The organism is Pseudomonas sp. P5_B2, assembly GCF_056400445.1.
Genome location: NZ_JBFULH010000116.1, coordinates 1 through 11,436, shown reverse-complemented (window position 1 = coordinate 11,436; position 11,436 = coordinate 1). Strand labels below are relative to the sequence as shown.

The following is an 11,436-nucleotide window of genomic DNA, read 5'->3' as shown; positions in this document are numbered from 1 at the left end:
CTTACACGGTATGCAGATACCAGTTGTACTCAAGGTCGGAGATGGAGTGTTCGAACTCCTCCAGCTCGCTTTCCTTGCAGGCCACGAAGATATCGATGTACTTCGGATCGATGTACTTGGCCATGACTTCGCTGTCGTCCAGCTCGCGCAATGCATCACGCAGGTTGTTCGGCAGGCTTTGCTCGTTCTGCTCGTAGGAGTTGCCTTCCACGGGTGCGCCCGGCTCGATCTTGTTGGTCAGGCCGTGATGCACGCCTGCCAGGACCGAGGCCATCAGCAGGTACGGGTTGGCATCGGCGCCGGCCACACGGTGTTCGATGCGCACGGCATCGGAGGAGCCGGTCGGAACGCGGATCGCAACAGTACGGTTATCCAGGCCCCAGCATGGCGAGTTCGGCACGTAGAACTGTGCGCCGAAACGACGGTAGGAGTTGACGTTCGGGCAGAGGAACGCCATCTGCGCCGGTAGGGTCTCGAGCACACCGCCGATCGCGTGACGCAGTGCGGCGTTCTGCTCGGGATCCTCGCTGGCAAAAATGTTTTTGCCTTCTTTATCAAGAATCGAGATGTGGACGTGCAGACCATTGCCCGCCTGGCCCGGGTAAGGCTTGGCCATGAACGTGGTGTCCATTTCATGGTCGTAGGCGATGTTCTTGATCAGGCGTTTGAGCAGGACCGCGTAGTCGCAGGCCTTGATCGGGTCGGCCACGTGGTGCAGGTTCACTTCGAACTGCGCCGGGGCACTTTCCTTGACGATGGCGTCGGCAGGGATGCCTTGCTCTTTCGCACCTTCCAGAATGTCCTGGAGGCAGTCGACGTATTCGTCGAGGTCGTCGATCAGGTAGACCTGTGTCGAATGTGGGCGTTTGCCGGATACCGGCGAGCGTGGCGGTTGCGGACGGCCATTCACGTTCTCCTGGTCGATCAGGTAGAACTCCAGTTCGAACGCGGCGCAGATGGTCAGGCCCAAGTCGTCGAACTTGCGAACCACATTGGCCAGCACTTCCCGAGGGTCGGCGAAGAACGGCTGGCCTTCGATTTCATGCATGGTCATCAACAGTTGCGCGGTAGGGCGCTTCTGCCAGGGCTCGTTGCACAGGGTGTCAGGGATTGGATAGCAGATTCGGTCAGCATCACCGATGTCCAGGCCCAAGCCGGTGCTTTCCACCGTCGAGCCATTGATATCCAGAGCAAATAGAGAGGCCGGCAGGTTGATGCCTTTCTCGTAAACCTTGTGGAGACTGGTGCGTTCAATGCGCTTGCCGCGCACCACACCATTCATATCCGCAATCAGAAGGTCAACGTACAGAACCTCAGGATGTTCCTTAAGGAACGCGTTCGCTTCGTTAAGCTGAACGGCACGCGGGGGTACCGACATGATGCAACACCTTTGTTGTTAAAAATATCAATCATTGATCTCTTCGGATTCCAGTCAACCCGAACGGCCTGCCGAAGTCAAGCGAGGCCTTTTTTGCCCTAAAAAAGCGCTCATAAGGCTTTTTTGAGGCACTTTGGGGCGTTTTTATGCCTTTGAACGCTTTGGTTGCCGCAGGCTTGAGCGGGGCGTGTTGTATTTTTTACGGGGGTGTTGTGTAAAAAAATGAACAAGGCTAAGCTCGATTCAAACCCATAACACCAATAATACCGGGGTGCTTCATGTCTCGCCTGCCGTTAATCGGCGTCACCGAATGCTCTACGCAGATCGGTCTGCATGCTTATCACATCAGTGGCGACACCTACGTCCGCGCAGTGCCCTCAGCGGCTGTGGACCTGACGGTAATCCTGTCATCCATGACGGATAGACTGTCTCCGTCCGATATTCTGGACGGCCTTGATGGCACCCCCATTACGGTTACTTCATTCAATATAGAACCGATTCACAATAGCGGCCCGACTATCGCTAGTGATACTGCACATCCGGCGTTTGCTGCACCGCGCGGAAAAATCACGATAGCCTGTCGAAGACACCCGTTTCAACGCGACGCCGATGCGTCAACCATTGCCTGACGCATGAACGCGGCAGGAAACTCAACGCCTAGAGGCATTTATGAGTAACAACCTCGACCAGCTCACCGATTGGTTGAAAGACCACAAGATCACAGAAGTCGAATGCATGATCGCCGACTTGACCGGGATTACCCGTGGCAAGATCTCGCCGACCAACAAGTTCATTGCTGAAAAAGGCATGCGCCTGCCCGAAAGCGTTCTGTTGCAGACCGTGACCGGCGACTATGTCGAAGACGACATCTATTACGAACTGCTCGACCCGGCCGACATCGACATGATCTGCCGCCCCGACCAGAACGCCGTATTCCTCGTGCCGTGGGCCATCGAGCCGACCGCCCAGGTGATTCACGACACCTACGACAAGCAAGGCAACCCGATCGAACTGTCGCCACGCAACGTGCTCAAGAAGGTCCTCAAACTCTATTCAGACCGCGGCTGGCAACCCATCGTGGCACCGGAAATGGAGTTCTACCTGACCAAACGCAGCGACGATCCCGACTACCCGCTGCAACCGCCGATTGGCCGTTCCGGGCGTCCGGAAATCGGTCGCCAGTCGTTCTCGATTGAAGCGGCGAACGAATTCGACCCGCTGTTCGAAGACGTCTACGACTGGTGCGAATTGCAGGAGCTGGACCTCGATACCTTGATCCACGAGGACGGCACGGCGCAGATGGAAATCAACTTCCGTCACGGCGATGCCTTGTCCCTGGCCGACCAGATCCTGGTGTTCAAACGCACCATGCGCGAAGCCGCGCTCAAGCATGACGTGGCGGCGACTTTCATGGCCAAGCCCATGACTGGCGAGCCGGGCAGTGCGATGCACTTGCACCAGAGCATCATCGACATCGAAACCGGCAAAAACGTCTTCTCCAATGAAGACGGGAGCATGAGCCAACTGTTCCTGCACCACATCGGTGGCTTGCAGAAACTGATCCCCGAGTTGCTGCCGCTGTTCGCACCGAACGTCAACTCGTTCCGCCGCTTCCTGCCGGACACCTCGGCACCGGTGAACGTGGAGTGGGGCGAAGAAAACCGCACCGTGGGCCTGCGGGTTCCGGACGCCGGGCCGCAAAACCGTCGGGTGGAAAACCGCTTGCCGGGCGCCGATGCCAACCCGTACCTGGCGATTGCCGCGAGCCTGCTCTGCGGCTATATCGGCATGGTCGAAGGCCTCAACCCGAGCGCGCCGGTGGTGGGCCGTGGTTATGAACGCCGGAACCTGCGCCTGCCGCTGACCATCGAGGACGCGCTGGAACGCATGGAAAACAGCGCGACCGTCGAGAAATACCTGGGCAAAAAATTCATCACAGGCTACGTCGCGGTCAAGCGGGCCGAGCATGAAAACTTCAAGCGCGTGATCAGTTCGTGGGAGCGCGAGTTCCTGCTCTTCGCCGTCTGATACGCCGGGCGCCGTCGTCGTGGGGCGGCGCTTTCAGCTGATTTTTTTAGGAGATTTGTATGACCAGCAATAATCCGCAAACCCGTGAATGGCAAACCCTGAGCAATGATCACCACCTGGCCCCGTTCAGCGATTTCAARCAGCTGAAAGAGAAAGGCCCGCGGATCATCACAAACGCCAAGGGCGTTTACCTATGGGACAGCGAAGGCAACAAGATCCTCGACGGCATGGCCGGCCTGTGGTGCGTTGCGATCGGTTACGGCCGTGATGAACTGGCCGACGCCGCCAGCAAGCAAATGCGCGAACTGCCWTACTACAACCTGTTCTTCCAGACCGCTCACCCGCCGGTACTTGAACTGGCCAAAGCCATTGCCGACATCGCACCAGAAGGCATGAACCACGTGTTCTTCACCGGTTCGGGTTCGGAAGGCAACGACACCATGCTGCGTATGGTTCGTCACTACTGGGCGATCAAGGGCCAGCCGAAGAAGAAAGTCATCATCAGCCGCAAGAACGGTTATCACGGTTCGACCGTGGCCGGCGCGAGCCTGGGTGGCATGACATACATGCACGAACAAGGCGACTTGCCGATTCCGGGCATCGTCCACATTGCGCAGCCGTACTGGTTCACCGAAGGCGGTGACATGACGCCTGAAGAGTTCGGCGTCTGGGCGGCCAATCAGCTGGAAGAGAAAATTCTGGAAGTCGGCGTGGACAACGTCGGAGCCTTTATTGCCGAACCGATCCAGGGTGCCGGCGGCGTGATTATCCCGCCAGACACCTACTGGCCGCGCATCAAGGAAATCCTCGCCAAGTACGACATTTTGTTCGTGGCGGACGAAGTGATTTGTGGCTTTGGCCGCACCGGTGAGTGGTTCGGTACCGATTACTACGACCTCAAGCCCGACATGATGACCATCGCCAAAGGCCTGACCTCCGGCTACATCCCCATGGGTGGGCTGATCGTGCGTGACGAAGTGGTCGAGGTGCTGAACGAAGGCGGCGATTTCAACCACGGTTTCACGTACTCCGGTCACCCGGTGGCCGCAGCGGTGGCGCTGGAAAACATCCGCATCCTGCGCGAAGAAAAAATTATCGAGCGCGTGCAAGCAGAAACGGCACCCTATTTGCAAAAGCGTCTACGGGAACTGAACGATCACCCGCTGGTGGGGGAAGTGCGCGGGGTCGGTCTGTTGGGGGCCATTGAACTGGTTCAGGACAAAGCCACTCGCACACGTTACGAAGGCAAGGGCGCTGGCATGATTTGCCGCACGTTCTGCTTCGAAAATGGCCTGATCATGCGCGCCGTGGGCGACACCATGATCATTGCTCCGCCACTGGTGATTACACCGGCTGAAATCGATGAGTTGGTGGCCAAGGCACGCAAGTGCCTGGACCTGACCCTGAGTGCGCTGCAGGGCTAAGTGCTAGGCTCTGAGCGGGTGTGACGTTACATTTCGCTCAGAGCAAACAAAGGAGGGGTCTTTCCTTGAAAGCCTGCCTTGGATCTTGCCAGACTACCGGTTGTTTCAGATGCCCAGTAAAGGCTGCTGAGCACGTGGTTAAAAAGAAAAAATTGGAGCATTACCGATGAAGGCATTAGGTATGAAGATAGCTGGCAAGACCCTTCTCGCCATGTCCCTGATGGGCGTGATGGCGGGTGCAGTTCAGGCGGACGACAAGGTTCTTCATGTGTACAACTGGTCCGATTACATCGCACCGGACACCGTGAAGAAGTTCGAAGACGAGTCGGGCATCAAAGTGGTCTACGACGTCTTCGACAGTAACGAAACCCTGGAAGCCAAGTTGCTGGCAGGCAAGTCCGGTTACGACATCGTCGTGCCGTCGAACAACTTCCTGGCCAAGCAAATCAAGGCCGGCGTATACCAGAAACTGGACAGGTCCAAGTTGCCTAACTGGAAAAACCTGAACCCTGAGCTGCTCAAAGCGGTATCGGTGAGCGACCCGGGCAACGAACACGCCTTCCCGTACATGTGGGGCTCGATCGGCATCGGTTTCAACGCCGAGAAGGTCAAGGCTGCACTAGGGGCCGACGCACCGACCGACTCCTGGGATCTGATCTTCAAACCTGAAAACGCTGCCAAGTTGAAGTCGTGCGGTATCAGCTTGCTGGACTCGCCAACCGAGATGATTCCGGTGGCATTGCACTACCTGGGCCTGCCAACCGACAGCCAGAAGAAAGAAGACATCGAGAAAGCCGAAGCGCTGATCATGAAGGTCCGCCCTTCGATCACTTACTTCCATTCGTCCAAGTACATCTCTGACCTGGCCAACGGCAACATCTGCGTAGCCGTGGGTTATTCGGGTGACATTTACCAGGCCAAGTCCCGCGCGGCTGAAGCCGGTGACAAGGTGAAAGTCAGCTACAACATTCCGAAAGAAGGTGCGGGCAGCTTCTATGACATGGTTGCCATGCCTAAAGATGCCGAAAACGTCGAAGGCGCCTACAAGTTCATGAACTTCCTGATGAAGCCGGAAATCATGGCGGAAATCACCAACGCCGTACGCTTCCCGAACGGTAACGCGGCGGCCACCGCACTGGTTGATAAAGACATTACCAGCGATCCAGGCGTCTATCCGCCGGCGGACGTGCTGGTCAAGCTGTACGCGATTGCCGACTTGCCGGCCGCGACCCAGCGGCTGCTGACGCGCAGCTGGACCAAGATCAAGTCCGGTAAGTAAGTAAAACCCTGTAGCAGCTGCCGAAGGCTGCGTTGAGGTCCGAAGGACCTCCGCTTTTTCAACAGCACAACTACTTCCTGGTTGAACGCCGCCTGCGGCAGCTGCTACAGATCTGCATAAAAGTTTTRCTGGAACGGTTTTTCGCGGGTAAGTTGCGCGCCGGTTTTGTTGCCGGGCAGCCATGGCTGTCATGTAACGCGGGCCAGCTTGAGCCCAACTCATTTTAGAGGACCTCCACTTGCCAATTTCTTCTTTGTTTCGCAATGCCGTGCTGATTGGCGCCGGGCTGACGCTTGCCGTTAGTGTCCAGGCCGCCGGTACTGTGCATATTTATAATTGGTCGGATTACATCGGTCCGACCACCCTGGCGGACTTCCAGAAAGAGACCGGCATCAAGCCGGTTTATGACGTCTTCGATTCCAACGAAACCCTGGAAGGCAAGTTGCTGGCCGGGCGTACCGGTTACGACGTGGTCGTGCCGTCCAATCACTTCCTCGGCAAGCAGATCAAGGCGGGCGCTTTCCAGAAGCTCGACAAGTCGAAGCTGACTAACTATTCCAACCTGGATCCGGTGCTGCTCAAGCGTCTGGAGCAAAACGATCCGGGTAACCTTTACGCTGTTCCCTACCTGTGGGGCACTAACGGCATCGGTTACAACGTCGACAAGATCAAGGCGGTACTGGGTGTCGATTCGATCGATTCATGGAGCGTGCTGTTTGAGCCGGAGAACATCAAGAAGCTCCAAAGCTGCGGCGTAGCGTTCCTCGATTCCGCCGATGAAATGATGCCGACGGTCCTTAACTACATGGGCCTGAACGCCAACAGCACTAACCCCGAAGATTACAAAAAAGCTGAAGCCAAGTTGCTGGCGGTGCGGCCTTACGTGACGTACTTCCATTCGTCCAAGTACATCGCGGACCTGGCCAACGGCGACATCTGCATCGCCATCGGTTTCTCCGGCGACATGTTCCAGGCCAAGGCCCGGGCGGAAGAAGCCGGCAAAGGCATAAACGTTGCCTACACCATTCCCAAAGAGGGCGGCGCGCTGTGGTTCGACATGCTGGCGATTCCCAAGGATTCGGCCAACGTCAAAGAGGCCCACGCCTTCATCAACTATTTGTTGAAACCCGAGGTGATCGCACAGGTCAGCGATTCTGTTGGCTATGCGAACCCCAACCCTGGCTCGGACAAACTGATGGAGCAGTCCATCCGCACCGACGAGTCGGTCTATCCACCGCAAGCCGTCCTCGACAAGACTTACGTGTCGATCGAGTTACCACCAAACATTCAACGTTTGATGACCCGCAGCTGGACCAAGGTCAAGTCGGGTAAATAGCTTCAGGGCTCAAATTATCCAAAGTTGGCTCACCTTGAGCGAACTGCACCCTTTTTTTCTGGGAGTTTCGTAAATGGCAGTTGCCTCCGGCGCCTATAAGAAAGCCCTCGAGGGCGACCAGACACCGAAACAGGTGCTGGTCAAAATCGACCGGGTCACGAAGAAGTTCGACGAGACGATTGCCGTGGACGATGTGTCCCTGGAGATCAAGAAAGGCGAAATTTTCGCCCTGCTCGGCGGCTCGGGATCGGGCAAATCCACGTTGCTGCGGATGCTCGCCGGCTTCGAACGACCGACTGAAGGGCGGATTTTCCTCGACGGCGTCGACATCACCGACATGCCGCCGTACGAGCGGCCGATCAACATGATGTTCCAGTCCTACGCCTTGTTCCCTCACATGACCGTGGCGCAGAACATCGCGTTCGGGCTCAAGCAGGACAAAATCCCTGCCGCTGAAGTCGATGCCCGTGTAGCGGACATGCTCAAGCTGGTTCAGATGACGCAATTCGCCAAGCGCAAGCCGCATCAGTTGTCCGGTGGCCAGCGTCAACGTGTGGCACTGGCGCGTTCGCTGGCCAAGCGACCGAAGCTGTTGTTGCTCGATGAACCTATGGGCGCCTTGGACAAAAAGCTGCGCTCGCAGATGCAACTTGAGCTGGTCGAGATCATCGAGCGCGTCGGCGTAACCTGCGTCATGGTGACCCACGACCAGGAAGAGGCCATGACCATGGCCGAGCGCATCGCGATCATGCACCTGGGCTGGATCGCCCAGATCGGCAGCCCGATCGACATCTACGAAACCCCGACCAGCCGTCTGGTCTGCGAGTTCATCGGCAACGTCAACATCTTCGACGGTGAAGTGATCGACGACGCCGAAGGCCACGCCACCATCACCTGCAAGGACCTGGACCGCCAGATCTATGTGGGCCACGGCATCAGCACCTCGGTGCAGGACAAATCCGTGACCTACGCGATCCGTCCGGAAAAACTGCTGGTGACGCCGATCCAGCCGACCTGCGAATACAACTGGTCCAGCGGCAAGGTGCACGACATTGCCTACCTCGGCGGTCACTCGGTGTTCTACGTTGAACYGCCGAGCGGGAAGATCGTCCAGTCGTTTGTCGCCAACGCCGAGCGCCGCGGTCAGCGTCCAACCTGGGGTGACCAGGTTTACGTGTATTGGGAAGACGACAGCGGTGTGGTACTTCGCTCATGAACATGCGCAAATTCAAACGCCGGCTCAATCGAATAATTCCCAGTGGCCGCCAGCTGGTCATCGGAGTTCCGTTCATCTGGCTGTTCATGTTTTTCATGTTGCCGTTCTTCATCGTCTTGAAGATCAGCTTCGCCGAAGCCGACGTGGCCATTCCGCCGTACACCGAAATCTACAGCTACGCCGAACAGAAATTGCAGGTGCTGCTCAACCTCGCCAACTACGCGATGCTTGGCGACGACGAGTTGTATATCGCCGCCTACCTCGGCTCGTTGAAGATGGCGCTGATCAGCACCGTGCTTTGCCTGTTGATCGGCTACCCGATGGCCTACGCCATCGCCAGTGCCCGTAAAGAGATGCAAACGGTGCTGGTGCTGCTGATCATGATGCCGACCTGGACCGCGATCCTGATCCGCGTGTACGCGTGGATGGGCATCCTCAGCAACAACGGCCTGCTCAACGGTTTCCTGATGAGCATGGGCTGGATTGACGAGCCGCTGCAGATCCTCAACACCAACCTCGCGGTCTATATTGGTGTTGTTTACTCCTATCTGCCGTTCATGATCCTGCCGCTCTACGCCAATTTGGTGAAGCACGATCACAGCCTGTTGGAAGCTGCCTCGGACCTCGGTTCAAGTACCTTCAACAGCTTCTGGAAGATCACCATTCCGCTGTCCAAGAACGGCATCATCGCAGGCTGCATGCTGGTGTTCATTCCGGTGGTGGGCGAGTTCGTGATCCCGGAACTGCTTGGCGGTCCGGAAACCCTGATGATCGGTAAAGTGCTGTGGCAAGAGTTCTTCAACAACCGTGACTGGCCGGTGGCGTCTGCCCTGGCGGTGGTGATGCTGGCGATCCTGATTGTGCCGATCATCCTGTTCAACCGTAGTCAGGCCAAAGAAATGGAGGGCAAAGAATGAAGCGCTTCAGATTCTCCAGCCTGATGCTGGTATTCGGTTTGATGTTTATCTACGCCCCGATGCTGATCCTGGTGATCTACTCGTTCAACGCCTCGAAGCTGGTGACGGTGTGGGGCGGCTGGTCAATCAAGTGGTACGTCGGCCTGCTCGACAACACGCAACTGATGGGCTCGGTGGTGCGCTCGCTGGAAATCGCCTGCTACACGGCGATTGCAGCGGTCGCGCTTGGTACGCTGGCGGCGTTTGTGCTGACCCGTATCACGCACTTCAAGGGTCGCACGCTGTTCGGTGGCCTGGTGACCGCGCCGTTGGTGATGCCGGAAGTAATCACCGGTCTGTCGCTGTTGCTGCTGTTCGTGGCCATGGCGCAGATGATTGGCTGGCCACAGGAACGCGGCATCATCACCATCTGGATCGCGCACACGACCTTCTGTGCGGCGTATGTGGCGGTGGTGGTGTCGGCTCGTTTGCGTGAGCTTGATTTGTCCATCGAAGAGGCAGCCATGGACCTCGGTGCCCGGCCGTGGAAGGTGTTCTTCCTGATCACCATCCCGATGATCGCGCCATCGTTGGCGGCGGGCGGCATGATGTCGTTTGCCCTGTCGCTGGATGACCTGGTGCTGGCGAGCTTCGTGTCGGGGCCGGGTTCGACCACCTTGCCGATGGAAGTGTTCTCGGCGGTGCGCCTGGGCGTGAAGCCTGAAATCAACGCCGTGGCCAGCCTGATTCTGCTGGCGGTGTCGATCGTGACCTTCCTGGTCTGGTTCTTCAGCCGCCGCGCCGAAGAAAGCCGTAAGCGTGCGATTCAGCAAGCCATCGAAGAAAGCGCTGCCGACTCCTGGAAACAACCGGACGTACGCCGCGCGCAGGCGCCGGAAGCGGCCTGAGCTTGATGCAGGGTTTGATCGTTCCCACGCTCCGCGTGGGAATGCTTGCTCGGACGCTCCGCGTTCGGCTCTGGATGGGACGCGGAGCGTCCCGTGCTGCATTCCCACGCAGAGCGTAGGAACGATCAGGACAGTTGTTTTACGACCCCCAAGGGGATTGGCGGATGATCTGGACGAAGTTCATCGGCTTGAACCCTGCATCGCTGTCGACCAGCACATCCGCATTCACTGTGCCGAACGTGGTATCAGGCTTGTGCTTGAAGCCATTGGCGAACGCACACAGGATGCACTCCTTGAACCCTTCACCTCGTGGGTGCGCATGCACCACCGCCTCACGCTGCACGGTGGAAAACGCCGCGTAGTCGATGCCCAGCACATCCATTTCAACACCAGCCGTCACCAGCGCCACGTTAGGGCGCAGGTGTTGCGGCACGCCCGGCGTGGTGTGCAGCGCAATCGACAACCAGACCTGTTCGATATCGTCGTCGTTCAGCCCGTAAGGCTTGAGGAACGCTTTGGCGGCATTGGCGCTGTCGACTTCAAAACGTTCGTCAGCGCTGCGATGACCTTCCACCAGGCCGAGGTCATGGAACATCGCACCGACGTACAACAACTCCGGGTTGTAAGTGAGTTGCTTGCGTTCACCGCTCAAGGCACCGAACAAAAACACCCGGCGCGAGTGGTGATACAGCAAGTCGGATTCGACGTCGCGGATGTATTCGGTGGTGGCCTTGGCCAATGCGCTGTCGGGGATGTTGATGCCGGCAATGTTGCTGCTCATGGTGCTGTCCTCGCGGGGAACGCCGTGGCGGCGCTGATGGAACAAGTCTGTTCCGCCCCCCAAAACCGGACAATCGATCCATGGCTGCGATCCTTGCCAATGAACCTGCATATCGCGCCAACCTCGCTTGTTGCATGTGGATTGGCTAAGTTTGATGGACCTGTAGCAGCTGCCGAGCCTGCGAGGCTGC

Annotated in this window: 9 protein-coding genes and 1 pseudogene; 8 read left to right on the top strand and 2 right to left on the bottom strand. The window is 57.6% G+C overall.

Annotation, left to right across the window (positions count from 1 at the left end; translation table 11 throughout):
- Position 1: 1 nt before the first annotated feature.
- Positions 2-1,378, bottom strand: coding sequence for a glutamine synthetase family protein (locus AC1DRJ_RS12275; RefSeq protein ID WP_477802380.1), 1,377 nt, complete (start codon positions 1,376-1,378; stop codon positions 2-4).
- A 278-nt stretch (positions 1,379-1,656) separates the two neighbouring features.
- Between AC1DRJ_RS12275 and AC1DRJ_RS12270 the strand changes: the two are divergent.
- From AC1DRJ_RS12270 to AC1DRJ_RS12235, 8 genes and pseudogenes are all read left to right on the top strand, one after another.
- A pseudogene (locus AC1DRJ_RS12270) lies at positions 1,657-1,917 on the top strand (gamma-glutamyl-gamma-aminobutyrate hydrolase family protein); the annotation flags it as partial.
- A 130-nt stretch (positions 1,918-2,047) separates the two neighbouring features.
- Positions 2,048-3,406 carry a glutamine synthetase family protein gene (locus tag AC1DRJ_RS12265; RefSeq protein ID WP_477802379.1) on the top strand — a complete coding sequence of 453 codons (1,359 nt, stop codon included), beginning with the start codon at positions 2,048-2,050 and terminating at the stop codon, positions 3,404-3,406.
- A gap of 59 nt (positions 3,407-3,465) precedes the next feature.
- Positions 3,466-4,830 carry an aspartate aminotransferase family protein gene (locus AC1DRJ_RS12260; protein WP_477802378.1) on the top strand — a complete coding sequence of 455 codons (1,365 nt, stop codon included), beginning with the start codon at positions 3,466-3,468 and terminating at the stop codon, positions 4,828-4,830.
- Between the two features lie 181 nt (positions 4,831-5,011).
- Complete coding sequence (locus AC1DRJ_RS12255) at positions 5,012-6,109, top strand: polyamine ABC transporter substrate-binding protein (RefSeq protein ID WP_477802382.1); 1,098 nt, start codon at positions 5,012-5,014, stop codon at positions 6,107-6,109.
- A gap of 238 nt (positions 6,110-6,347) precedes the next feature.
- Complete coding sequence (locus AC1DRJ_RS12250; RefSeq protein WP_477802377.1) at positions 6,348-7,445, top strand: polyamine ABC transporter substrate-binding protein; 1,098 nt, start codon at positions 6,348-6,350, stop codon at positions 7,443-7,445.
- Positions 7,446-7,518: 73 nt separating this feature from the next.
- Positions 7,519-8,661 (top strand): ABC transporter ATP-binding protein, encoded by a 1,143-nt coding sequence (locus tag AC1DRJ_RS12245; RefSeq protein ID WP_477802376.1) that lies wholly within the window; start codon positions 7,519-7,521, stop codon positions 8,659-8,661.
- 35 nt (positions 8,662-8,696) lie between these two features.
- Positions 8,697-9,578, top strand: coding sequence for an ABC transporter permease subunit (locus tag AC1DRJ_RS12240; protein WP_477802381.1), 882 nt, complete (start codon positions 8,697-8,699; stop codon positions 9,576-9,578).
- Positions 9,575-10,465, top strand: coding sequence for an ABC transporter permease subunit (locus tag AC1DRJ_RS12235; protein WP_477802375.1), 891 nt, complete (start codon positions 9,575-9,577; stop codon positions 10,463-10,465). Before AC1DRJ_RS12240 ends, AC1DRJ_RS12235 begins: the two co-directional genes overlap by 4 nt.
- Before the next feature lie 139 nt (positions 10,466-10,604).
- On the opposite strand, the gene AC1DRJ_RS12230 is transcribed toward AC1DRJ_RS12235, so the two are convergent.
- Positions 10,605-11,246 carry an HD domain-containing protein gene (locus tag AC1DRJ_RS12230; RefSeq protein WP_477802374.1) on the bottom strand — a complete coding sequence of 214 codons (642 nt, stop codon included), beginning with the start codon at positions 11,244-11,246 and terminating at the stop codon, positions 10,605-10,607.
- Positions 11,247-11,436 lie beyond the last annotated feature (190 nt).

Excerpts from the sequence above, each read along its gene's own strand:
- AC1DRJ_RS12275 (WP_477802380.1), bottom strand. The coding sequence starts at position 1,378 with ATGTCGGTACCCCCGCGTGCCGTTCAGCTTAACGAAGCGAACGCGTTC.
- AC1DRJ_RS12255 (WP_477802382.1), top strand. The coding sequence starts at position 5,012 with ATGAAGATAGCTGGCAAGACCCTTCTCGCCATGTCCCTGATGGGCGTG.
- AC1DRJ_RS12230 (WP_477802374.1), bottom strand. The coding sequence starts at position 11,246 with ATGAGCAGCAACATTGCCGGCATCAACATCCCCGACAGCGCATTGGCC.
- AC1DRJ_RS12235 (WP_477802375.1), top strand. The coding sequence starts at position 9,575 with ATGAAGCGCTTCAGATTCTCCAGCCTGATGCTGGTATTCGGTTTGATG.
- AC1DRJ_RS12265 (WP_477802379.1), top strand. The coding sequence starts at position 2,048 with ATGAGTAACAACCTCGACCAGCTCACCGATTGGTTGAAAGACCACAAG.